The following is a 23233-nucleotide window of genomic DNA, read 5'->3' on the forward strand; positions in this document are numbered from 1 at the left end:
AGATAGCATGGTAAATTTTGACACATTAGGCATACTCCTCTTCTAATTGTTTGATAATTTTTTGGCGTTGTAAAGGAGAATAATCCGATACCAAGGTAAAACTCATAGCTAAAGACAGTGTTGCTATGATTAGTTCTGTTTGATCTTTTAGTTTAACCACTGTTCCCAATGGTAATAGTGTCTCACTCATATTTCTTCTCCTTGTCTTCTGCAAATATCACTTCCCCTTGTTCATACTTCCGCACGGCTAACAACCAGCGGATGGGGTTGTTTTGGAATAAGAAAAGGTACAACAAGGCAGGAAACAGGGCTGCCAAAAGCGAGAAAAAGATTTGTATATCAAATGGTTCCTGCTTATTGAATGAGTCAATAATGCCCGGGATAGCAGCAGCAAATATTACTATAGTAGTCATAAAAACTAATAACATGACAATCATAAAAATAAACATTTTCCCAAACGTCGCTTTTTTCTTGCTAAAATTTTCCCAAAACAGATTTGAATCAACAGCTTTCGCAAACTGTTGAGAACTTGCCCCCTGAACCTGCTTCACTTCTTTATACAAGGCTTCTTCCATCATCCATATAAAGCCAAAGCAAATAAAGAACTGGGCAGCGATATAAGGCGGAACCATCCAGCTACTGTATCTAAAACCGGAAAAAGCTGGTATAGCTACCATTCCCCCTATCAAACCTAAGAAAATAAAAACCAACATCAAAGGAATAATAGCATTATTGCTCTTCCTAGCCCCTTCCGTATTTAATAAGGCACTCTTTTTGGCTACCAGAGCCTCTTTTGTTCTAGTGTTATAGTAGACGGCTTCATCACCGCTTTGTCCAATAAAAATTATTTTTCTCATTTTTAATCACCATAGTTTTAAAACATCTTTATAAAACAATATTTTTCTTTGTCGTTCGATCTTTTAAAAGAATTTTTAATAAGTCAGCAGACTCCATAGCCAACTGTTCTTCACTAATATCTATCGCCATAAAGCAACCTTTCTTCTTATTAATTGATATTTCTAAAAATATGTACTTTTCATTTATTAATCTATTATATTTTACCACAAAAACACACTGAGATACTCGTCCCAGTGTGTTTATTTCATTTTAGGATAACTTCATTCAGTAGACTGAAGAATTCATCATAGCCTCCACATCTGCTGATATAATACTTCTAAATTATTCTAAAAAAACAGTAAAACCTTCTGGTTCTACTGTTTCATTTTTAAAAAGTTTGACGTTTAGCTTTGCGCTCTGCACGTCCACGGGCACGACTTTCTGCCCGCTTAGTCTTCCTGCGTTTTTCATCGACCGCCCACTGGATTTTCTTCTTATAGCCTGGTTTGACTTTTTTCTTTTTCTTTTTAACCAAGCCAATCATTTCGATATCCAGTTTTTCTTGTTTTTTCTCACGATTGGCACGACGGTCACGGTCATAAGTGTCTTGGAACTCTCCATCTTTAACAACCTTAGGTACAAACTTAATTCCTAATTTCTCTAACTCACGAATATCAGAGTCATCGCTTGGTTGATAGAGGGTAATGGCTGTACCTGGTAGACCATTACGTCCAGTTCGTCCGACACGGTGAACAAAGAAAGACAAGTCTTGTGGAATGGCATCGTTGATAACGTGGCTGACACCCTCAATATCAATCCCACGCGCTGCCAAGTCAGTTGCGACGATATACTCAAAATCAAGATTTTTAACCTGATTCATGATCCGTTTACGTTCACGAGGAGCAATATCTCCATGGATCTTAGCCACCTTCAAGCCTTGAGCTGTTAGGTAGCTGTGCAATTCATCCGCACGAGTTTTTGTATTGACAAAAATCATGGCGAGATACGGCTGTATGACTTGAGTCAACTCATAAATTTGAGCATTCTTGTCACGACCCTTGGTCGAAATCAACCAGTTGTCAATGGTATCAGAGATAACTGTCTTGGTCTTGATTTTCTCCATGACAGGATTTGACAAGTATTTCTTCAAGAATGGTTGCAGTTTTTGTGGAATAGTTGCTGAAAAGACCATAAACTGCAAGTCCTTAGGAAGACTTCCTGCAATCTTATCGACTGTCTCCAAGAATCCCATATCCAAGGTCATATCTGCTTCATCGACTACAAAGGTCTTAGCCTTGTGAATAGCCAAATCACCAGATTTTACCAAGTCATAGATACGCCCAGGAGTTCCGATAACAATATGGGGCTGGTTGCTAGCTAATTTGTCAATCTGACGGGCCTTGTCTGTTCCACCAACGTAGTTGGCAACACGAATCTCTACTTCTGAGTGTCCTGCAATTTGACGAGCAGCTTGGTAAATCTGAGTTGCTAATTCACGACTTGGAGCTGTGATAACGGCTTGTACACTATCACTCTCTTCATCTAGCTGTTGGAAAATTGGTAACAAGAAGGTATGGGTCTTTCCTGAACCTGTTTTTGATTCACCGACCAAGTCACGACCTGCCAAGACAATAGGAATCAACTTTTCCTGCACCTCGGTAGGAGTCGTAAATTTCAACTCCTCCAAGGCTTTTTCTATATATTTTTTAAATTTAAATTGTGTAAATGACATAATTTCCTCGATTCTATCTATCTACTCATTATACCATAATTTAGTCTATTACAGGGGCTGGATTTCCGTCAAGAATAATACTATGAACATTTTAACAACCAAGCATACATAAGAAACACTCCTAGTTACGATGAACAAGGAGTGTTATAAGGTTACTTAAGCTTCCACTCGTCTCTCAGCCAATCACAAAAATAGTGATAACGTTCCTTAAGAGCTTCATGATGCCCATAAGCATCAAACGTGCAATAAGTCGAAGGGACTTTCTCTGAAATCAGGTCATGTAGATCTCTGGCATAAATAGGAGCCTTAGACAGACGATTGGAATGATTGGCACCTTCTGTTTGACCATTTTGCAGATAAATTAGGCTTTGACTCTGTATCAAGGTATGTTCCCTACAAAAGTCTATAAAGTCTGGATACCAGAAAGAGCCACAGATAGAGAAGATACAGGTCACAGGTAAATGACTACTATAAAGACTATAGATAGCAGCAAGACCACCCAGTGAATAGCCACCATAAGCAATTCTACTTTCATCAATCAAGAAGTCCTTTTGCAGAGTTGTTAGAATCCCTTGAAAGATCTTCTGATGGTATTGGTCTACCTTCCCACCAAAATCTGGTGCCCCTTCTTTCAATGCATCAGACTGCCAGGGTGTAAAGTCATCCAGACGATTTTCTGGAATCAAACCCACCAAAATTACAGATTGGGATAGGGCTGACAAATAGTCCAATTGCCCATCATTTAAAAGAATCATTGGGTAGGCTTGTTGAGGATCATAGTTCAAAGGAAGACTGACCCTAACTCGAATCCCTTCCCAGTTAAACTCCTTATTTCTTGATAAAGTCATTGATTTTTTCAAGGGAATCAATCACCGCAGGACCGTAATCCATCAACTCATCGTAAGAGATAGTCATGATTTTTTTATTTTTGATTGCTGGGACATTTTCCAAAACAGCATTTGCCTTCATCAAATCCACTGCTTTTTCATCTAACTTTTGATTGCGGTCACTAGTTACATAGATAATCAACTCTGGATCCATTGACACTAGATTTTCCAGGGTCAAACCAGAAGTTCCTGTTGCGACATTGGTATAACCAAGTTGGTTAAGTAAGCTTTCCTGAAGGGCTGACTTGTAGGCACCAAAGGTTTCGTCGTTATAAGCAACCATAATCAAAGCTTTTTTCTTTTCACCCTGTGTTTCTGGGTTAGCTTTTTTAACCACATCGATTTTAGCTTGTAATTGTTCTGCGTATTGGTTAGCCTTGTCTTGGACATTGAAAATGGTACCAAGATTCTTCACATCTTCTACGATATTTCCTAAATCTTGTTGGATAGTTGAAAGTGAAGCTTTTTGCGTATAAACAGGGATTTTGTTTTCATTCCAAGCACTAATGGTTCCCATTGACTTTTCAGAAAACATCATGTTGCGTCCCATCAAGGCATCTGGTTCATAAGAAAGAACTGTTTCTTGTGAGACAGATTTTTTATCACCAATGTGAGGGATGGCTTCAATAGCATCCTTGTATTTACCAGTTACAGCATTATCAGGATTGAGCATGCCAGCAATTTTATTCTGCAAACCGAGTTCAAGTAGGATTTCAGTTGTTGAGAGGTTGTTGGTGATGACCTTTTCAGGTGCCTTTTCAAAGACTTGTTCGACTTCATTTCCTTTAGCATCATAAGTTTTGATAGTTACAGGATAGCTGGTTTCTGTATTAGCTTTTTGACTAGCTTCTGTTGTAGCTGGTGCAGATGATGTTTCTTTAGATGCGTTACCACAAGCTGCCAAAGATAAGGCAGCTACTGTTACAAGTAAAATACTAAGTGTTTTTTTCATGTTTTTATTTTCCTTTTTAATTTTTATAAATAGTGAATCATGGCTTGCTGATCTTCTGTCCAAGTTACCTTACTTTGAACGTCATAGACAGCCTGCAATGACTCGGGTGTGATGGTCTCTTTTGGAGTACCTTGGTAAACAATCTCCCCTTCTTTCATTAGATAGAGATAGTCTGAGTAGCGACAAGCCAGCTGAATATCATGCAAGACAGCTAGTACATTGATCTGAAGATTTTTGACAATGGTCAATAAGTCTAGCTGATACTTGATATCCAAATGATTGGTCGGTTCATCTAAGAGCAAGAGGGTCGGCTCTTGGGCCAAGGCGCGTGCTAACAGAACCCGCTGCTTCTCTCCTCCTGACAAAGAAGAGTAGAGTCGATTTCTCTTTTCAAGCATATCTACCTTGACCAATGCATCCTCAACCAAAAGAAAATCTCTGTCTTTTTCTTTTTGCAAGAAAGAGAGATGGGGCGTTCTGCCCAGCATGACAATCTCCTCAACCGTACAATCAAACTGAAGTTGATTGAACTGCGTGATAACTGCCATCTGCTTTGCCGTTTCTTTGACGCTCATTTGGTCTAGAGGCTTCCCATCTAAAGAAATCAAACCTTGATTCGGCTTTTCCTGTCGATAGAAGAGTTTCAGCAAGCTGGTCTTTCCACTTCCATTTGGTCCCAAAATAGTATGAAATTGGTCTCCCTCAAGTTTAAGAGAGACTCCTTTGAGAATCTTTTTTTCTCCGATTCCAAAGTGAATATCCTGACACATTAAATCCATATCAGACTCTCACCTCCCTTCGTCTACTTGCAACCATGTAGATAAAGAAAGGTGCACCTACTAGGGCCGTGAAAATACCAATCGGAAGTTCAGCATTTTGAATCAAAACGCGAGCAAAGACATCTGCCCAGACAACAAAGAGGGCGCCTAGTAAGGTTGCTATCGGAAAAAGTCTTCTATAATTTGTACCAACCAAACTTCGGGCCAAATGTGGTGTAATCAAACCGACAAAACCGATGATCCCACAAGTCGAAACTAGGACTGCCGTCATCACAGCTACAATCGTCACATAGAGATACCAATAAAAACGCAAGGGAATTCCCAAAGTCAAAGCCGCCTCATCTCCCATCATCATGGCATTGAAAACACGATATTGTGTAGAGAAAAATAAAAAGGCGATTCCCACGATTATAGTTGGCAAGGTCAAATGAGCCCATGAGGTCCCCGCTAAAGAGCCCATGGTCCAAAACTTGATAGTCATAACGCTATCAGCATTGGCCCCAATAGAGATAATAAAGTTTGAAAAAGCCAAAAATAGTGCATTCACAACTGTCCCCGATAAGATTAAGCTAGAAGTTGTCATCCTGCTCTGCATGGACGCAATGAGAAGAACTGCAACTGTTGCCAAAATCGCTCCTAAGAAAGAGCCTAGACCAATCATAACTTTAAATCCAAGAATAATACTCAAAGTTGCTCCAAAGGTTGCCCCGGCTGAAATTCCTAATACATAGGGCTCTGCGATTGGATTGTTGACCGTTGACTGCATGACACTGCCACATATGGAAAGGCCTGCACCCACAATCAATCCAAGAAAAACCCGTGGCAATCTCATATTCCAAACAATAGCAAGCGTAGACTTTGAAATGTCTCCTATCTCAAAAGGAGCCCCTAACTGCCTCAAAATTATCCGATAGGTATCACTCAAGCTAATTTGAACAGAACCCATAGAAACTGCCAGAAACAGAGAAATTCCCAATGCTCCTAGCAAAAAAACGAGGAGAAAAAAATATCGTAGGTTTTGATGGCTTCCAGAAAATTTGGAAAGCATGAAACCCTCCTTTGACAAAAATTAAAAATTTAGACAATTTTAATAAACAGTATACCACATTTCTAAATCATGAGCAAGACTAGAAAAATGCACACAAAAAAGCCCTCTGAAGTCAGAGAGCTTGATTCTTGCTGGATAAATCGTTTATAGACTAGACGGCAAGCCGAGGATTGTACTGATGGTACATCGAGGCGAAGCCAACGAAGTATAGAAACGTTTTAGACGCAAGATTAGCGACGAAGTCCAAGAGAGTTGATCAACTCACGGTAACGGTTAACGTCGTTTTTACGCAAGTATGCAAGCAAGTTACGACGGCGACCGATTTTCTTCATCAATCCACGGTAAGTAGCGTGGTCTTTTTTGTGTTGTTTGATGTGTTCGTTAAGGTGGTTGATTTCCCAAGTAAGGACAGCAACTTGAACCTCTACTGAACCTGTATCACCTTCGTGACGTGCATATTGTGCAATGATTTCATTTTTTTTCTCTTTTGAGATTGCCATGATGTTTCTCCTTTTTATTTGGCTTCATCCGAGTGACAGGTTGGCATGCCTGTAACCAAGAAGAAGTTATTTGTCTTTACGACATTTCTTATTCTACCAAGAACTAAGTTCTTTGTCAACTGATTTACTATTCTTACCGCAAAAGTGCTATAATAGTTATAGGAAGGATATCTAAGTTGACATCTTGAAAAGAGAGGTGATTACCATGCGTAAATTCTCGCAATATCTCCCCTACTATCTGGTCATATTTTTCTTTTATTGGCCACTTTATGAGCTGTTATTATGGACTATTACTAAAAACTATATCTTGAAGGAGCTCACCATCGGCAACGTTATTATCTTCTCTCCACTGGTGACTTTCATAGTATCACTATTCTACTCTTATCGTTTCAAGTTCTCAGTTTGGTGGTTAATTGGAGTTGGCTTGCTCTTTTGCTTTACCATCATTACTTTCGGAGAATTTATCCTTCTCTACTTCCTAGCCTATGAAATCTTTGCCCTCGCGGGTATGGCTGTCGGTGTAGCTATTAAGAATCTAGTGCAAAAACTGAAAAGGAAAAAACTTTCACAAAATCCTTGAAAAATCTCACAATCATGCTATAATAATGCATAGAGACAAGTCACTTAGCCCTTTCTACCAGAGAGTGCGTGGTTGCTGAGAACGCATAGGAAGCCTAAACTGATACTACTCTACTGACTTTTATGCAAACATAAAACGGTGGCCACGTTAGAGCCAATCAGAGGTGTCCCTCTTTTTTGAGGAACATAAATGAAGGTGGAACCACGTTGCGACGTCCTTTTTAGGATGTCGCTTTTTGTTTTCATTTTTCTTTTGTTACTTTTGGGGGTGGCGAGAGAGGACTTTTCCTATGCTGCAATATTAAAAAAATAAAATGAATAAAGGAGATCTATATGGGATTCAAATTTGAAGAGATTAAGGCTCATTTAATGAAACATGGCTTAGATTCTAGCGTAGCTGAGTCGTTGCATGCGATCTATGGAACTCAGCGCTTGGGAGGCACTGCAAATGCCTACTTTTTAATTGTTTTTACCGAGACAGGAATCTACATCATTTCTATTACACCTATGGGGAAATTAGGAGACATTGTAGGAGAATTTTCAGCAGAAGATATCGAAGCATATCAATTTAAGAAGCGCCTGTTTATAGGATATAAACTTAAATTTTCGATGAATGATAAACAGAGTTTTGAATTTAATGTTAATAAGATAATGATTGGCGCAGGCTGGCATAAAACTGAGCTACAAAAAATCCTAGAAACAAACTATTACAATAAAAGAATAGATTCTTAAAATATTTGGATAATAGATAAGGAGAAAACCATGATCAAAATTACTTTCCCAGATGGCGCTGTTCGTGAATTCGAATCTGGCGTTACAACTTTTGAAATTGCTCAATCCATCAGCAATTCTCTAGCTAAAAAAGCTCTTGCTGGTAAATTCAACGGCAAACTCATCGACACTACTCGTGCGATCACTGAAGATGGAAGCATCGAAATCGTGACACCTGATCACGAAGATGCATTGGATATCTTGCGTCACTCAGCGGCACACTTGTTTGCCCAAGCAGCTCGTCGTCTCTTCCCAGACATTCACTTGGGTGTTGGTCCAGCTATCGAAGATGGTTTCTACTACGATACTGATAACCAAGCTGGTCAAATCTCTAACGAAGATCTTCCTCGTATCGAAGAAGAAATGCAAAAAATCGTTAAAGAAAACTTCCCATCAATTCGTGAAGAAGTGACCAAAGACGAGGCGCGTGAAATCTTCAAAAATGACCCATATAAATTGGAATTGATCGAAGAACACTCAGAAGACGAGGGTGGCTTGACCATCTACCGTCAGGGTGAATACGTGGACCTTTGCCGTGGACCTCACGTCCCATCAACAGGCCGCATCCAAATCTTCCACCTTCTCCATGTAGCTGGTGCATACTGGCGCGGAAATAGCGACAATGCTATGATGCAACGGATCTATGGTACAGCTTGGTTTGACAAGAAAGACTTGAAAAACTACCTTCAAATGCGTGAAGAAGCCAAAGAACGTGACCACCGTAAACTTGGTAAAGAGCTTGATCTCTTTATGATTTCTCAAGAGGTTGGTCAAGGTCTTCCATTCTGGTTGCCAAATGGGGCGACAATCCGTCGTGAGTTGGAACGCTACATCGTCGACAAGGAGTTAGCTTCTGGCTACCAACACGTTTACACTCCACCACTTGCTTCTGTAGAGCTTTACAAGACTTCTGGTCACTGGGATCATTACCAAGAAGACATGTTCCCAACTATGGATATGGGAGATGGAGAAGAATTCGTCCTTCGCCCAATGAACTGCCCACACCACATCCAAGTCTTCAAGCACCATGTTCACTCATACCGTGAATTGCCAATCCGTATCGCTGAAATCGGGATGATGCACCGCTATGAAAAATCTGGTGCCTTGACAGGTCTTCAACGTGTACGCGAAATGTCTCTCAACGACGGTCACCTCTTTGTAACTCCTGAACAAATCCAAGAAGAATTCCAACGTGCTCTTCAGTTGATTATCGATGTTTATGAAGACTTCAACTTGACTGAATACCGCTTCCGCCTCTCTCTTCGTGACCCTCAAGATACTCACAAGTACTTTGATAACGATGAAATGTGGGAAAATGCTCAAACCATGCTTCGTGCTGCCCTTGATGAGATGGGTGTTGACTACTTTGAAGCTGAAGGTGAAGCAGCCTTCTACGGACCAAAATTGGATATCCAGGTTAAGACTGCCCTTGGAAAAGAAGAAACCCTCTCTACGATTCAGCTTGACTTCTTGCTTCCAGAACGCTTCGACCTTAAATACATCGGAGCTGATGGTGAAGAACATCGCCCAGTTATGATCCACCGTGGGGTTATCTCAACTATGGAACGCTTCACAGCGATTTTGATTGAGAACTACAAGGGTGCCTTCCCAACATGGCTGGCACCACACCAAGTAACCCTCATCCCAGTTTCTAACGAGAAACATGTGGACTACGCTTGGGAAGTAGCTAAGAAGCTCCGTGACCGTGGTGTCCGTGCTGATGTGGATGAACGCAACGAAAAAATGCAATTCAAGATCCGTGCTTCACAAACTAGCAAGATTCCTTACCAATTGATTGTTGGTGATAAGGAAATGGAAGACGGAACTGTCAACGTTCGTCGCTATGGACAAAAAGAAACCAACACTGTGGCAGTAGAAGAGTTTGTAGCAGCTATCCTAGCTGATATCGCCAACAAATCTCGTGTTGAGAAATAAAACGATCACAGTCTGAGAAACATTTTTCAGTAAGAAAAAGCAACAACTATTTCAGTTGTTGCTTTTTATATTTTGTTTAACCTGAGTTAGTAGTGACTGATCAAACCACCACAAATAGTATCCTCATCAACAATCCTTTCTATCCATTAACTTTTGGATTTAGGATATCCTCCCAAGATTTGCTTCCATGAGTTAGATAAGTTGACTATCCTCAATCCTTATCTGCCTCATTTTCTTTTACGATATCTTTTTGTGAATCTTTTTCAGAGAGTTTTTGATCGATATACTGGTTAATGATTTCGTAAAATTCCTTGGTCGCCTCACTATCTAATTTTGTCGAATTATGGACTTGATTGACTTTTAATTGAACAGATTGAATACCGTAAGAGGCTTGTTTTTGGCGGATGGTTTCTAATTCTTCTTCTGAAATCGGATCTCCAACAACTGTTAAGATCAATTCATTATTACTTGACTTGTAGACTTGATTAATGATCGTATGATTGGTGAACTCTTTGCCTACAAACTGTTTAATCCCTTCTTTTCGTGCTTGATCCATCGTCAGAGTGACCGCTGAATAGCTGGCTGGAAGAACCAATAATACAATCAAGGAGATCAACCCAATTCTCATTTTAATGTTTAACTCTTTAAATGAACTTAAGGGAGATTTTCTCATCATAATTCTTGTTCCAACAATGTTGATTAGCATGATAAAGACACAGTTGATCAAGAAAAGATAAAGAGCCCCAAATAAAAATCGTACATTTCCATTAGCTAAACCATAACCCGCAGTGCAGATAGGCGGCATCAGAGCTGTTGCAATGGCTACTCCAGGCACGATATTGTTTGCTTCTTTTTTCCTTGAACCAATGACACCTGCTATCCCACCAGCAATAGCAATGAGAACATCTCAAATGGTTGGAGAGGTTCGTGCAATCAACTCGCTACTTGCATAAGATAAGGGAGAAATCCAGAAATACAGAGTCGAGACAAGCAAACTTACCAATACTTGAGTAAGTAAAACCTGTAGAGATTGCTTGATTAAACGCGTATCAAAAATAGCTAAACCAAACCCCAGTCCAACAATCGGTGTCATAAGAGGGGAAATCAGCATGGCTCCAATAACGACTGCTGTTGAATTCATATTTAGACCTATAGAGGCAATAAAAATCGAACACATCAAAATCAGTGTATCTCTTAATCGAACATGAAGGTCATCATATAGTTTCTCGCGGAATTCACGTGTTGAATAGTTTCCGGACATTGGTTACTCCTTTTATTTCATATAATCTTGTTTCTGCATGGATGATGGTAGAGAGACTTCTGTCCAAACTGACATGTTTTTAATTCTTACCTGTGATTCTTTTGAACATTATCTTTTAAATATCCATCAATCCATCCTTGATATTATATCAAAAATTTTACAGTCTTTCTCTGAAGAAATCAATTAATTTAAAAGATAAAGAAAGGAAGAAATTTTTGTATCCTTATCCTTTGAAGAAGAAAAACGATATCTCCTCTGAAAGTAGATACCGTTTTAATGTTTAAACATGATGAGTTTGTAACAGTAATCCTAGCTGATATCGCCAACAAATCACGTGTTGTGAAATAAGAGATAAAACCTTGTACAAAATCCCAGCTCTAAAAAAGAGGCTGGGACAAAAGTCCTAGCCTCTCAATTGTCTTTGGATTGTCGAGCAAGACGCAGTGGTTGAGTGGGCTCTACTACGCTGATTTCATCAGCTTTTACAGCCCTACTCAACTGTGCGGAGGTGGGACGACGAAATCGAATTCTAACGAATTAACGATTTCTGTCCCACTCTCTTTTTTGATGTTTCTGTTTTTACATTTGAACAATTCTACGATAGCTTCTTGAAGTAATCATAAAGATAAGTATGTAGATGAGGGCAAAGATACCACAAATAGAAAGTGTTACACTTAACATCATAGCTGTATCTACTACCCCAATGACCTTAAGAATCAAACTTAACATATGATAGGCAAATGCCAAATGTAGAAAGGCGAAGATTACAGGGAGGAAGAAAACGGTCAAGACTTGCTTGTTAATGGTTTGCTTGATTTGTTTTTGATCCAAGCCAACTTTTTGCAGGATGACAAAGCGTTCACGATCCTCATAACCTTCTGAGATTTGTTTATAGTAGATTACTAAAACTGTACCCATCATAAAGATGATAGAGAGGAAAATACCGATAAAAAGAATTCCACCAAAGAGAGCGTTCATTTGGGCAATTGCATCACTTGCACCATTACCCCCATAAACCATAGCATCTTCTCTCTGGAGATTATGACTAAAGTTGTTCACATACGCATCAAAGTCATCAGCTAGCTTTAACTGTTCCTCTAGACTTGCAGTTACATCCATACCACCGTAGAACTGATTGAAGATAGCAGAATCTTGGTACTGATCCAAAAAGTTTTGAATATTTGGTACAACTAGATAGTTATAATCCGAAACCAAGAGAACGTACTGGTTTGAAACATGGTCTCTGAGGAAATCTTGCTGGATTTCTTGCTTTATCGTATAGTTCTGATTGTTGAGACTAATTGCTTTCTGACCTTTAAGTTGATCATTTCGAGCCCAAAGTCCTACTTCATTTCCAGAAAGATTTAGCTTTTGTCCAGTCATTTTTTCATAATCTTTTTGGTCGAAAACTAGGAAAACTGTCTTTGGCAATACATTAGTTTTCCCTTTTTCATAGATAGTTAAGTTTGTTCCATCTTGATTAGAAAGGCCAAAGCTAGCAAAGCTAAGAACGTCTTTATTGCTAATCGTCAAGTTCTTTTCACTGGCATATTGAGTCAATAGTTGGTCTAAATCCTCAACTTCTATATTTTGTCCTTTAACATCAAAATCGTGAGGATACATGATATTTTTTATATTTTCAGATCCGTTATAGATGCTGGTTGCTGCAGACATGGTGACCAAAACCATAGTTGAAAGGATGGTAATGGTTGCTAAACCGACAGCGTTTTTCTTCATACGAAAGATAAGATTCGAAACAGAAATAAGGTTGTTTGGTTTGTAGTAGTACCTCTTGTTTTTCTTGAGCAACTGTAAGAAAACTGTAATACCTGCATTGAATAAAAGATAGGTCGCAACTATTACCAACATGACGGCAATAAAGAAAGTAAGGGTTGCTGAAATTGGGTCTTTTACGCTTTGTGCTAGATAGTAGCCACCGCCTAGAGTAATTAGCCCTACAAGAGTCTGAAGAACTAGGAAACGCCCCTTCTTCTCACCTTTTGCTTTCTCACGAGAAAGTTGGAGGGCATCCATACGGATAATGCGGATAGCATTTAGAAAGACAATGACTAAAAAGACAAGCCCAAATACAATAAGGATTGAAAGAACTACGGGCCATTGGAAGGTTGCGACTAGCTCCACCTTCATCTTTGCAAGTTTGAGCAGTAAAGCGAAAATCAGATTATCAAAGAGGGCACCAATTCCAATCCCAGCAGTGACTGTTACTATCCCAAATATTAAGAGCTCCTTAAAGGTCATACCAATCAAATGGCGTTTTTCTAAGCCCAACATGCCATATACACCCAGTTCTTTTGAGCGATTTTTCATGACAAAACTGTTGGCATAAAGAACGATAATGGCAGATGCAAGTGTCACAACAATAAGTCCTAGTTGCAGGGTAAATTGTATAGCAGATGCACCACGTAAATCCACAATTTTAGGATTAAAGGCTAGGGAGTAAAAGAGATAGCTGATAGTGACTGCCAAAATGACAGACAAAGCAAAAGGATAATAGAGTTTGCGGTTTTTAATTAAGTTGGATATGGCCAACTTATTGGTTAATCGAAACATACTAGTTCACCTCACTTGCCATAACAGTCAAGGTGTCAGAGATTTCTTGGAACATCTGACGATCCGTCTTTTCACCACGATAGATTTGATTATAGAGAATACCGTCCTTGATGAAAAGAACACGTTTTGCACGGCTAGCTGCTGCTGTTGAGTGGGTCACCATGAGAATGGTTTGCCCTTGCTCGTTGATCTGATCAAAGATATCAAGGAGGGCTGCAGACGATTTAGAGTCTAAGGCACCTGTTGGCTCGTCCGCAAGAAGAATTTCTGGTTCTGTGATGATAGCCCGTGCAACTGCTACCCGTTGTTTTTGTCCTCCAGAGATTTCATAAGGGTACTTCTCCTGCAATTGATTGATGCCAAGATTTTCAGCCGTAACTACCAATTTTTTCATCATTTCTGTAATAGGCTTTCTAGACAATACCAAAGGGAGTAAGATATTGTCTTTAACAGAAAGCGTATCTAACAAATTGAAGTCTTGGAAGACAAAGCCTAACTTTTCACGACGGAAGCTTGATGCTTCAGAATTTTTAATGGTAGCTGTGTCAGTTCCGTTTAGGAAGACCTGCCCACGCGTTGGCTTGTCAAGCATAGCAAGAATATTGAGTAGGGTTGATTTACCAGATCCAGACTCACCCATGATAGCAACGTAGTCGCCTTTTTCAACGGTAAAGTGAATATCTTTCAGGGCTTCTACTTGGTTACCTTGAAAGCGAGTTTTATAAATCTTTTGAACGTGTTTTACATCTAATAGTGTCATTTTAACTTCTCCTTTTTAATATCCCATTAACTGAAACTGAGCTTGCATCATTTCGATGCCGATTAGAACTCGCTCGATATCCTTTGGACTCGGCTTACTTGTTTGTTTCTTTTGTAAAATTGTTTTCATGGTTTCTCTCCTTTTTCTTTATGCTCTAAGTTTACTCCAAAAAAAGAGGGCTTACCATAACATAACCTTACAAAAGAGGCCTTTAATCTTACATTTTTGTAAGATTACATTTTTTATCTAATTGAAGCCTTTTTCTCACCATATCAAGGTCTAAAGAAGAGCTTGAAAGGTTTCTTCCAAGCTCTTCACAATTCTTTTCATTCAATCAGTAAATTCACTTCAGATAACTTAATCCTCACCGTTGTTCCTTGCCCAAGTTCGGATTCTATTTGAATCTGATGTCCTAATTCTTGGCTGATTTTCTGGGTTAGATAGAGCCCAAGTCCAGATGACTGCTGGGTCATTCGACCATTATATCCTGAAAATCCACGTTCAAAGACTCGCAACAGATCACTATTTTTGATACCAATACCAGTATCTTTGATGCAAAGGTCTGAACCTTCCATGTAGATTTCAACCCCACCTTCATTTGTGTACTTGAGGCTATTTGACAGGATTTGTTCAATGACCACCAACAACCATTTTTTATCCGTCACAATGCTTCTATCCAAGTCATGCAAATTAATACTTAGATCTTTCTGGATAAAGAAAATAGCATATTTGCGAATGACTTCCTTGACCAGATCTTCTATATTTTCTTTCTTCAACACCAAATCATCATGGAAGCTTTCTAAGCGTAGATATTGGAGTACGAAATTGGTATAGGAATCAATCTTAAAAATTTCCTGCTCCATCTGTTGTTTCAGTTGGCGATCCGCCACCTCATTCACTAGGAGTTTACTGGCTGCAATTGGTGTTTTTATCTGATGAACCCAGAGTGTATAGTAGTCCACCAAATCATTATAGCGGTTTTCTGCATCTGATTTCTTTTGATAGAGTTCAGATTCGCTTTTCTCTAATTTTTCAGTTAGAAGGACTTCCATTGGTGATTTAGCTTTTCTTTCGCCATAGAGCAATTCCTTACGATAACGTTGCAATTCTATCAAGAAATCAAATACCAAAAACAAAAATGTCAAAAATGTAGATAGAAAGAAGAAATAGTTAAAGTAGGGCCCTTGCTTATCAAACAAGATTTCAAAGAGAAAAAGCAAACCTGTAAGCGATAGAATAAAAGCAAAAAAACGGCTACGCGAACGGATATAAGCTAGAAAAAAACTTTTAAGTTTAAGCATGTTTCAATCCATACCCTATCCCTTTCTTGGTTTCGATAAAACCAATCAAACCTTCTTCCTCCAGTTTCTTGCGCAAGCGAGCGACATTAACAGACAAGGTATTGTCATCGATAAAGAAGTCACTGTTCCAGAGTTCCCGCATCAAGTCATCACGCGCTACAATATTTCCTGCATGTTCAAATAAAACCCGTAAAATCTGAAATTCATTCTTTGTTAAACTGATAGCTTTTCCATTGACATGCACATCCATAGACTTGGTATTGAGAATAACTCCAGCATATTCTAGGAGGCTTTCATCCCTTCCAAATTCATAAGAGCGGCGCAATAATCCTTGTACCTTAGCTAAAAGGACCTGCTGGTCAAAAGGCTTGGTCACAAAATCGTCAGCCCCCATATTAATAGCCATCACGATGTCCATAGCCTGGTCTCTTGAAGACAGAAACATAATAGGAACTTTGGAAATCTTGCGAATTTCCTGACACCAATGATAACCGTTAAAGAGAGGCAAGCCAATATCCATCAGGACCAGATGAGGCTCAGACTGAACAAATAGCGTCAGAACTTCCATAAAGTCTTCTACCATGACTACTTCAAAACCCCATTCGGAGAGCATTTTCCCAACTTGCTGACGGATTACTGGATCATCTTCTACTAGTAAAATCTTATGCATCTGCTCCTCCTTTTTTATATTATAGCAAAATTCTTCTGACTACTAGCGAAATTGATGCAAATCTGATATGATAAAAGTTAAGAAAGGAATTCTCATGGCCAATATTTTTGACTATCTAACTGATGTTCAATACGATTCTTTTTATGATCTTCCCTTAAATGAACTGGATGTACTTGCTTTGACAGAGCTGACTTATCTTCCTTTTGATAACCTATTGGACCAGCCTGTCAATCGTTTAAGCGATGTCGCAACACGTGTCCCTCGAGAAAGTACCATGTTGACCAATAAAGAACGTCTGCAACTTTTAGACCAGCTTGCCCAACACAAACGTTTTAGAAATTGCAAGCTATCAAACTTTATTAACGAGATTGACACTGAGCAACAGAAACAGTTCGCTGCTATGACCTATCGTCTGAACCTAGATACTTATCTGATTGTCTTTCGTGGCACAGACGACAGTATTATTGGCTGGAAGGAAGATTTCCATATGACCTATATGAAGGAAATCCCTGCCCAAAAGCATGCTCTTGAATACTTGGAAGATTTCTTTAAACAACATCCAAAACAAAAAGTACTCATTGCTGGGCATTCTAAAGGTGGGAATCTAGCCGTCTATGCTGCTAGTCAAATCCAGCCTCAATTGCAGGAAAAGATATCAGCAGTTTATACCTATGATGCTCCTGGTTTGCAGACTCATCTGACAGAAACGACTGGTTATCAAGATGTTATCCCTAAATTTCACCGTTATGTCCCACAAGGTTCTGTCATCGGCATGATGCTAGAAGTTCCTGATACTCCTACCGTCGTTAAATCTATGGCTCTCGGTGGAATCGCCCAACACAATACTTTCAGCTGGCTAACTGAGGGACAGCACTTTGTCCAACTAGAGGCTATCAGTAGCGAAAGTCTCCAAATCAAAGACACTCTTAAGGAATGGGTGGACAGTGTGCCCGATGAAGAACTCGAACTCTATTTTGATCTCTTCTTTGGAACCATCCTAGAGTCTGGAATTAGTTCTATTAATGAACTATCTTCAAAAAATGCGATCGAACATGTTCGACAACTTGTTTCTCAAGCCCAGACACTAGAGCCCGAGCAAGTCGAAATCTTAAAAAATCTGACACAACTCCTACTGGATGCCCGCTTCCAAGCCTGGAAAAATCATTTTTAATGAGTTAAAAGTCCCTTCCTTTCTGGAGGGACTTTCTTGTTTGTTCCTATTTTTTCCTAATTTTACTGTTCTGTGTTATACTAGTAGCAGTATATTCTATGAGATTGGAGAACTTATGAAAATTCACAGAACCGTGAATCCTGTTGCTTATGAAAACACCTACTACATTGAAGGTGAGAATCACTTGATTGTGGTTGATCCAGGTAGCCATTGGGCTGAGATTCGTAGCGTTATTGAGACCATTAACAAACCTATCTGCGCTATTCTCCTGACCCATACCCACTATGACCATATCTTAAGTCTAGATTTGGTTAGAGATACTTTTGGAAATCCTCCAGTCTATGTAGCAGAAAGTGAAGCTTCTTGGCTCTATACTCCTGTTGATAATCTTTCTGGGCTTCCTCGTCACGATGATATGGCGGATGTCGTGTGTAGACCAGCTGAACACACCTATGTTTTTCATGAAGAATACCAGATTGAAGAATTCCGCTTTACCGTCTTACCAACTCCAGGCCACTCTATCGGTGGAGCTTCACTTGTTTTCCCAGATGGAAACTTGGTCTTAACCGGAGACACGCTCTTCCGTGAAACAATTGGCCGTGATGACCTCCCAACAGGTAGTTTGGAGCAAATGCTTGACAGTATTCGCAATCAGCTCTTCACCCTACCAAACTATGATGTTTACCCAGGCCATGGACCTGCTACGACTATCGCCCACGAAAAAGTATTCAATCCCTTTTTCTAAAACATAAAAACCAAGGACAATCATCCTTGGTTTTTTGATTACCAAATAATCACGCGGTCTTCTGGTGAGCGCCACATTCCGTCGCCTTCTTTGACATCATAAGTTGTAAAGAAGTCATCAAAGTTTGGCACTTGGACATTGACACGAAGTTTAGCTGGTGCGTGTACGTCGACGCTAGCCATGAGTTTCATCAACTCTGGACGACCTTTCATACGCCAGATACGAGCAAAGTTATGGAAGAACTCTTCAGCTGAGAAATCTGGTTCTCTCTTAGCAGCTTCTAGCGCTGCAGCAATTCCTCCTAGGTCGGCAACGTTTTCGGATACAGTTAATTTGCCATTGATTTTTGCACCGTAAGATTCTTGACCATCAAACTGGTCGATAACCTTCTGTGTTTTTTCTTTAAAGGCTACGTAGTCGCTCTCTGTCCACCAGTCCTTAAGACTCCCATTTTCATCAAATGAAGCTCCATTTGTATCAAAGGCATGAGAGATTTCATGGGCGATAACCGCTCCAATACCACCATAGTTGGCAGAAGATGACTGATGCAAGTCATAGAATGGGGCCTGTAAGATAGCAGCAGGGAAGACAATCAAGTTCTTTTGTGGATTGTAGTAGGCATTGACCATATGAGCAGGCATTCCCCACTCCTTGTAGTCAACCGGCTGATTCCACTTGCTCCAACTGTGCTTGATTTCCACACGCGCAAATGCTAGGGCATTCTCAAAGAGGCTAGCAGATTCATCCACTACCTTGTCCTTATAGCGAGCTGGTAGCTCTTCTGGATAACCAATATAAGGCTTGATAACATTGAGTTTGACGATAGCTTTTTCTCGTGTTTCAGGTGTCAGCCAGTCGTTCTTAGCCAAGCGTTCCTTATAAACATCAATCATAGTTGCCACTTTTTTCTCAACGTCCGCCTTGGCTTCTGGAGAGAATTTTTCATGGGCATACCAAAGGCCAAGAGCTTGTTTGAATGGTCCTTGGGCTAAGTGGTAAGCAGCCTTGCGCTTGTCTTGGGCTTCTGGAACTCCTGAAAGGGCACGGCCATAAGCACCTGACAAAATGCGAATCTCATCTGTCAAATAGCTTGTTGAAAGATTGACCACACTCAAGATCAAGCTTGCCTTGAGTAAAGGCCAAGCTTCTTCACTATAGAATTGCTCTGCTGCTTGCCAAAAACGTTCCTCATCTACGATAACCTTATCTGGAGTTTGACCAATCACTGCTTGGAAAAAGTCATCTAAAGGTAAAGCAGGGGCAAACTTTTTGAAATCTTCATAAGAATATGGATGGTAAAGTTTGGCATATTCTGAACTTTCTTCGTTTGAAAGTACGACAGCTGCGATGCGACGGTCCAATTCCAATCGTTTCTCTAGCAAATCTGCGATTTCTTCATCTGAGAAGTCATAGGCTTTGAGGAGATTAGCAGTACTTTCTTTCCAAAGGTTCAATAATTCCTCGCGCTGTGGATGGTCTTCAGCATAGTAGGTTGTATCTGGCAAGATAGTTCCTGGAGCACTAGCCCAGAGAACATTGGTTCTAGCATCCATAAAGTCTGGTGATACTCCAAATGGAAGGAAGTTTGGCTTACCAGCTAATTCAAATGCTGCTAGTTTACTTGCGAAATCCGCAAAACTTTCCAAATCCTGGTATTCCTTAAGCATAGGAAGGACTGGCTCAATTCCATCAGCTTCTCGCTTATCGAAATCTCTCACCATAGCGTGGTATTTGACAAAGTTTGCTAGGATAGGATCTTCTGGAACATCTTCTCCTGCCAACCACTTGTCGGTTGTCGTTAGCATCAACTCTTCAATTTCTTCGTCAAGGTCGATAAAACCACCCGTTCTTGATTTATCAGCTGGAATGACTGCAGTCTTTTCCCACTCACCATTTATAGCGTCATAAAAATCATCTTGATAACGTGTCATCTTTTTCTCGCTTTCATTTTTCACTTATTCATAGCTTAGCAAAAATCCCTGGGGAATGCAATTAAAAATGCCGTCTCTTCTTGATTGATTTCATCATTAATATTTTAAATTTTTAAGAAAATTAACTTGACTTAAAAATAAAATTAAGGTATATTAAAATCCAGGAGGAATACAACTGTATGATACGTATCGAAAACCTCAGTGTCTCCTACAAAGAAACGTTGGCACTTAAGGATATTTCACTAGTGCTCCAAGGACCAACGATTACCGGAATTATTGGTCCAAACGGCGCCGGGAAATCAACATTATTAAAAGGTATGCTGGGCATTATCCCACATGAAGGACATGCTTTTATCGAAGATAAAGAAATGAAAAAATCTCTTAAGAAAGTTGCCTATGTCGAGCAAAAAATTCATATCGACTACAACTTCCCTATCAAGGTAAAAGAATGTGTCTCTCTGGGACTCTATCCATCCATTCCACTCTTTCACACTTTAAAAGCAAACCACTGGCAAAAGGTGGCTGAAGCACTAGAAATTGTTGGACTTTCTGACTACGCAGATCGTCAGATTAGTCAACTCTCTGGTGGCCAATTCCAGCGTGTCTTGATTGCCCGTTGTCTAGTTCAAGATGCTGATTATATTCTCTTAGACGAGCCCTTTGTGGGGATTGACTCTGTCAGTGAAGAGATCATCATGAACACGCTGAGAGAACTTAAAAAAGCTGGCAAGACTGTCCTTATCGTTCACCATGACCTCGGCAAGGTTGCCCATTATTTTGACCAGGTACTCCTTCTCAACAAGGAGCTAATTGCCTTTGGTCCAACAAAGGAGACCTTCACCCAAGCCAATCTCAAACAAGCTTATGGTGACCGACTCTTTTTCAATGGAGGTGACCTATGATTGCAGAATTTATAGATGGATTGCAGAACTTCCACTTTCTCCAAAATGCCTTGATTACAGCTGTTGTGATTGGTATTGTTGCTGGAGCGGTCGGATGCTTTATCATTCTCCGTGGTATGTCCCTTATGGGAGATGCTATCTCGCACGCTGTCTTACCTGGTGTAGCTCTTTCTTTTATTTTAGGAATTGACTTCTTTATTGGTGCTATCATCTTTGGACTGCTTGCCTCTGTCATCATCACCTACATCAAGGGGAACTCTATTATCAAGAGTGACACTGCCATTGGGATTACCTTTTCATCTTTATTGGCTCTGGGCATTATCTTGATTAGTGTGGCTAAAAGCTCGACTGACCTCTTCCATATTCTCTTTGGGAATATCTTAGCTGTGCAAGACATAGACATGTATATTACCATCGGTATGGGAGCTCTCATTCTATTGATTATCGGGATTTTCTTCAAGCAACTCTTGATTACATCCTTTGATGAACTCCTAGCCAAAGCTATGGGCATGCCAGTTAATTTCTACCACTATCTACTCATGATACTCTTGACTTTGGTGTCAGTGACTGCTATGCAAAGTGTCGGAACCATCCTTATCGTAGCCATGCTGATTACTCCAGCCGCGACAGCTTATCTTTACGCCAATAGTCTAAAGACCATGATTTTTCTTTCATCAGGCTTGGGAGCTCTAGCTTCTGTCTTGGGACTTTTTATCGGTTATAGCTTTAACCTGGCTGCAGGTTCAAGTATCGTGCTGACATCTGCAAGTTTCTTTCTCATCAGTTTCTTTATCGCACCAAAACAACGTTATCTGAAGCTGAAAAATAAAAAAATCAAACAATAATGAGGGAGCCCCTCTGGAGGAATATAATGAAAAAATTAGGTACATTGCTTGTTCTTTTTCTTGCTATCATTGGATTAGCTGCCTGTGCTAGCGGAAAAAAAGACACAGCATCTACAAACCAAAAACTAAAGGTTGTAGCAACTAACTCTATCATCGCTGATATTACTAAAAATATCGCAGGAGACAAGATTGATCTTCATAGTATCGTGCCTGTAGGACAAGATCCACACGAGTACGAGCCACTACCAGAAGACGTCAAGAAAACTTCGCAAGCCGACTTAATTTTCTACAATGGTATCAACCTTGAAACAGGTGGAAATGCCTGGTTTACAAAATTAGTTGAGAATGCTAAGAAAACTGAAAACAAAGACTACTTTGCAGTTAGTGAAGGCGTTGATGTCATCTACCTAGAAGGGGAAAATGAAAAAGGGAAAGAAGACCCACACGCTTGGCTCAATCTTGAAAATGGGATCATCTATGCTCAAAATATTGCTAAGCAACTCATCGCCAAAGACCCTAGCAACAAGGAATTCTACGAAAAGAATCTCAAAGAATACACTGAAAAACTAGACAAGCTTGACAAGGAAGCCAAAGAGAAATTTAACGCTATTGATGCGGACAAGAAACTCATCGTAACCAGCGAAGGATGCTTCAAATACTTCTCTAAAGCTTACGGTGTCCCAAGTGCTTACATCTGGGAAATCAATACTGAAGAAGAAGGAACACCTGACCAAATCAAGACTTTGGTTGAAAAACTTCGCCAAATGAAAGTTCCATCACTATTTGTTGAATCCAGTGTCGATGATCGTCCAATGAAGACTGTTTCACAAGACACAAACATCCCAATTTACGCACAAATCTTTACTGACTCAATTGCTGAAGAAGGTAAAGAAGGTGACAGCTACTACAACATGATGAAATACAACCTTGACAAGATTTCTGAAGGTTTGTCTAAATAATCATTTTAAAAAACGTCATTCTCCTTGTATTGGCGTTTTTTGTCTAATCAATTTTCGGTCAAACTATTGGAAAAGTCTGAACGTTTAATGTAAAATG

The 23233-nt window shown here is 39.8% G+C and carries 21 protein-coding genes and 1 pseudogene; 8 read left to right on the forward strand and 14 right to left on the reverse strand.

Annotated elements, in window-relative coordinates:
* Positions 1–25: 25 nt before the first annotated feature.
* From BQ2679_RS10785 to rpsO, 8 genes are all read right to left on the reverse strand, one after another.
* The gene (locus BQ2679_RS10785; protein ID WP_142321363.1) at positions 26–190 is read right to left on the reverse strand and encodes a DUF4176 domain-containing protein; all 165 of its coding nucleotides are present in this window, start codon (positions 188–190) and stop codon (positions 26–28) included.
* Entirely contained in the window at positions 183–857 is a 675-nt protein-coding gene (locus BQ2679_RS09305) for a hypothetical protein (RefSeq protein WP_075567900.1), read from the reverse strand. Before BQ2679_RS09305 ends, BQ2679_RS10785 begins: the two co-directional genes overlap by 8 nt.
* A 368-nt stretch (positions 858–1225) precedes the next feature.
* The gene (locus tag BQ2679_RS09310; RefSeq protein WP_075567901.1) at positions 1226–2569 is read right to left on the reverse strand and encodes a DEAD/DEAH box helicase; all 1344 of its coding nucleotides are present in this window, start codon (positions 2567–2569) and stop codon (positions 1226–1228) included.
* Between the two features lie 152 nt (positions 2570–2721).
* Complete coding sequence (locus BQ2679_RS09315; RefSeq protein ID WP_075567902.1) at positions 2722–3417, reverse strand: alpha/beta hydrolase-fold protein; 696 nt, start codon at positions 3415–3417, stop codon at positions 2722–2724.
* Positions 3398–4408, reverse strand: a complete 1011-nt coding sequence (locus tag BQ2679_RS09320; RefSeq protein ID WP_075567903.1) for an ABC transporter substrate-binding protein — start codon at positions 4406–4408, stop codon at positions 3398–3400. Before BQ2679_RS09320 ends, BQ2679_RS09315 begins: the two co-directional genes overlap by 20 nt.
* 23 nt (positions 4409–4431) lie before the next feature.
* Complete coding sequence (locus BQ2679_RS09325) at positions 4432–5187, reverse strand: ABC transporter ATP-binding protein (protein ID WP_075567904.1); 756 nt, start codon at positions 5185–5187, stop codon at positions 4432–4434.
* Position 5188: 1 nt separating this feature from the next.
* Complete coding sequence (locus BQ2679_RS09330) at positions 5189–6235, reverse strand: FecCD family ABC transporter permease (RefSeq protein ID WP_075567905.1); 1047 nt, start codon at positions 6233–6235, stop codon at positions 5189–5191.
* A 230-nt stretch (positions 6236–6465) separates the two neighbouring features.
* On the reverse strand, positions 6466–6735 hold the full coding sequence (rpsO, locus tag BQ2679_RS09335) for a 30S ribosomal protein S15 (protein ID WP_001018251.1): 270 nt from the start codon (positions 6733–6735) through the stop codon (positions 6466–6468).
* Between the two features lie 205 nt (positions 6736–6940).
* Here rpsO and BQ2679_RS09340 point away from each other — a divergent pair, with 205 nt between their 5' ends.
* The 3 genes from BQ2679_RS09340 (at position 6941) to thrS (ending at position 10020) form a co-directional block, all read left to right on the forward strand.
* Positions 6941–7315: a hypothetical protein gene (locus tag BQ2679_RS09340; RefSeq protein WP_042759693.1), complete on the forward strand. Its 375-nt coding sequence runs from the start codon at positions 6941–6943 to the stop codon at positions 7313–7315.
* Positions 7316–7647: 332 nt separating this feature from the next.
* Positions 7648–8046, forward strand: coding sequence for a hypothetical protein (locus BQ2679_RS09345; RefSeq protein WP_075567906.1), 399 nt, complete (start codon positions 7648–7650; stop codon positions 8044–8046).
* Between the two features lie 30 nt (positions 8047–8076).
* Entirely contained in the window at positions 8077–10020 is a 1944-nt protein-coding gene (gene thrS / locus BQ2679_RS09350) for a threonine--tRNA ligase (protein WP_075567907.1), read from the forward strand.
* Between the two features lie 211 nt (positions 10021–10231).
* On the opposite strand, the pseudogene BQ2679_RS09355 reads toward thrS, so the two are convergent.
* The 5 genes and pseudogenes from BQ2679_RS09355 to BQ2679_RS09375 form a co-directional block, all read right to left on the reverse strand.
* Positions 10232–11281, reverse strand: a pseudogene (locus BQ2679_RS09355) (DUF389 domain-containing protein).
* 579 nt (positions 11282–11860) lie between these two features.
* Entirely contained in the window at positions 11861–13852 is a 1992-nt protein-coding gene (locus BQ2679_RS09360; protein ID WP_075567908.1) for an ABC transporter permease, read from the reverse strand.
* Between the two features lies 1 nt (position 13853).
* Positions 13854–14612 (reverse strand): ABC transporter ATP-binding protein, encoded by a 759-nt coding sequence (locus BQ2679_RS09365; RefSeq protein ID WP_006152604.1) that lies wholly within the window; start codon positions 14610–14612, stop codon positions 13854–13856.
* A gap of 326 nt (positions 14613–14938) precedes the next feature.
* The gene (locus BQ2679_RS09370; protein WP_075567909.1) at positions 14939–15913 is read right to left on the reverse strand and encodes a sensor histidine kinase; all 975 of its coding nucleotides are present in this window, start codon (positions 15911–15913) and stop codon (positions 14939–14941) included.
* Positions 15906–16583, reverse strand: a complete 678-nt coding sequence (locus BQ2679_RS09375) for a response regulator transcription factor (RefSeq protein WP_000548968.1) — start codon at positions 16581–16583, stop codon at positions 15906–15908. The genes BQ2679_RS09370 and BQ2679_RS09375 overlap by 8 nt, the downstream gene beginning before the upstream one ends.
* Positions 16584–16677: 94 nt before the next feature.
* Here BQ2679_RS09375 and BQ2679_RS09380 point away from each other — a divergent pair, with 94 nt between their 5' ends.
* Together BQ2679_RS09380 and BQ2679_RS09385 are read left to right on the forward strand one after the other, a co-directional pair.
* Positions 16678–17754, forward strand: a complete 1077-nt coding sequence (locus tag BQ2679_RS09380) for a DUF2974 domain-containing protein (RefSeq protein WP_075567910.1) — start codon at positions 16678–16680, stop codon at positions 17752–17754.
* A gap of 115 nt (positions 17755–17869) precedes the next feature.
* A complete protein-coding gene (locus tag BQ2679_RS09385; RefSeq protein WP_075567911.1) occupies positions 17870–18499 on the forward strand; it encodes an MBL fold metallo-hydrolase in 630 nt (209 codons plus the stop codon).
* Positions 18500–18537: 38 nt separating this feature from the next.
* Here BQ2679_RS09385 and BQ2679_RS09390 read toward each other — a convergent pair whose 3' ends face one another.
* A complete protein-coding gene (locus tag BQ2679_RS09390; protein WP_075567912.1) occupies positions 18538–20430 on the reverse strand; it encodes a M13 family metallopeptidase in 1893 nt (630 codons plus the stop codon).
* Between the two features lie 179 nt (positions 20431–20609).
* On the opposite strand from BQ2679_RS09390, the gene BQ2679_RS09395 reads away from it, so the two are divergent.
* From BQ2679_RS09395 to BQ2679_RS09405, 3 genes are read left to right on the forward strand one after another with little or no spacing between them, the layout of a single operon-like run.
* Complete coding sequence (locus BQ2679_RS09395) at positions 20610–21332, forward strand: metal ABC transporter ATP-binding protein (RefSeq protein ID WP_006152594.1); 723 nt, start codon at positions 20610–20612, stop codon at positions 21330–21332.
* Positions 21329–22177: a metal ABC transporter permease gene (locus BQ2679_RS09400; protein WP_004251242.1), complete on the forward strand. Its 849-nt coding sequence runs from the start codon at positions 21329–21331 to the stop codon at positions 22175–22177. The genes BQ2679_RS09395 and BQ2679_RS09400 overlap by 4 nt, the downstream gene beginning before the upstream one ends.
* Positions 22178–22203: 26 nt before the next feature.
* Positions 22204–23136: a metal ABC transporter substrate-binding protein gene (locus BQ2679_RS09405; protein WP_075567913.1), complete on the forward strand. Its 933-nt coding sequence runs from the start codon at positions 22204–22206 to the stop codon at positions 23134–23136.
* Positions 23137–23233 lie beyond the last annotated feature (97 nt).

It is taken from the genome of Streptococcus timonensis, from assembly GCF_900095845.1.
GTDB lineage: Bacteria > Bacillota > Bacilli > Lactobacillales > Streptococcaceae > Streptococcus > Streptococcus timonensis.

What these genes read in the sequence shown, in the direction of transcription:
- BQ2679_RS10785 (WP_142321363.1), bottom strand. Translation starts at nt 190, where the DNA reads ATGAGTGAGACACTATTACCATTGGGAACAGTGGTTAAACTAAAAGAT.
- BQ2679_RS09305 (WP_075567900.1), bottom strand. Translation starts at nt 857, where the DNA reads ATGAGAAAAATAATTTTTATTGGACAAAGCGGTGATGAAGCCGTCTAC.
- BQ2679_RS09310 (WP_075567901.1), bottom strand. Translation starts at nt 2,569, where the DNA reads ATGTCATTTACACAATTTAAATTTAAAAAATATATAGAAAAAGCCTTG.
- BQ2679_RS09315 (WP_075567902.1), bottom strand. Translation starts at nt 3,417, where the DNA reads ATGACTTTATCAAGAAATAAGGAGTTTAACTGGGAAGGGATTCGAGTT.
- BQ2679_RS09320 (WP_075567903.1), bottom strand. Translation starts at nt 4,408, where the DNA reads ATGAAAAAAACACTTAGTATTTTACTTGTAACAGTAGCTGCCTTATCT.
- BQ2679_RS09325 (WP_075567904.1), bottom strand. Translation starts at nt 5,187, where the DNA reads ATGGATTTAATGTGTCAGGATATTCACTTTGGAATCGGAGAAAAAAAG.
- BQ2679_RS09330 (WP_075567905.1), bottom strand. Translation starts at nt 6,235, where the DNA reads ATGCTTTCCAAATTTTCTGGAAGCCATCAAAACCTACGATATTTTTTT.
- rpsO (WP_001018251.1), bottom strand. Translation starts at nt 6,735, where the DNA reads ATGGCAATCTCAAAAGAGAAAAAAAATGAAATCATTGCACAATATGCA.
- BQ2679_RS09340 (WP_042759693.1), top strand. Translation starts at nt 6,941, where the DNA reads ATGCGTAAATTCTCGCAATATCTCCCCTACTATCTGGTCATATTTTTC.
- BQ2679_RS09345 (WP_075567906.1), top strand. Translation starts at nt 7,648, where the DNA reads ATGGGATTCAAATTTGAAGAGATTAAGGCTCATTTAATGAAACATGGC.
- thrS (WP_075567907.1), top strand. Translation starts at nt 8,077, where the DNA reads ATGATCAAAATTACTTTCCCAGATGGCGCTGTTCGTGAATTCGAATCT.
- BQ2679_RS09360 (WP_075567908.1), bottom strand. Translation starts at nt 13,852, where the DNA reads ATGTTTCGATTAACCAATAAGTTGGCCATATCCAACTTAATTAAAAAC.
- BQ2679_RS09365 (WP_006152604.1), bottom strand. Translation starts at nt 14,612, where the DNA reads ATGACACTATTAGATGTAAAACACGTTCAAAAGATTTATAAAACTCGC.
- BQ2679_RS09370 (WP_075567909.1), bottom strand. Translation starts at nt 15,913, where the DNA reads ATGCTTAAACTTAAAAGTTTTTTTCTAGCTTATATCCGTTCGCGTAGC.
- BQ2679_RS09375 (WP_000548968.1), bottom strand. Translation starts at nt 16,583, where the DNA reads ATGCATAAGATTTTACTAGTAGAAGATGATCCAGTAATCCGTCAGCAA.
- BQ2679_RS09380 (WP_075567910.1), top strand. Translation starts at nt 16,678, where the DNA reads ATGGCCAATATTTTTGACTATCTAACTGATGTTCAATACGATTCTTTT.
- BQ2679_RS09385 (WP_075567911.1), top strand. Translation starts at nt 17,870, where the DNA reads ATGAAAATTCACAGAACCGTGAATCCTGTTGCTTATGAAAACACCTAC.
- BQ2679_RS09390 (WP_075567912.1), bottom strand. Translation starts at nt 20,430, where the DNA reads ATGACACGTTATCAAGATGATTTTTATGACGCTATAAATGGTGAGTGG.
- BQ2679_RS09395 (WP_006152594.1), top strand. Translation starts at nt 20,610, where the DNA reads ATGATACGTATCGAAAACCTCAGTGTCTCCTACAAAGAAACGTTGGCA.
- BQ2679_RS09400 (WP_004251242.1), top strand. Translation starts at nt 21,329, where the DNA reads ATGATTGCAGAATTTATAGATGGATTGCAGAACTTCCACTTTCTCCAA.
- BQ2679_RS09405 (WP_075567913.1), top strand. Translation starts at nt 22,204, where the DNA reads ATGAAAAAATTAGGTACATTGCTTGTTCTTTTTCTTGCTATCATTGGA.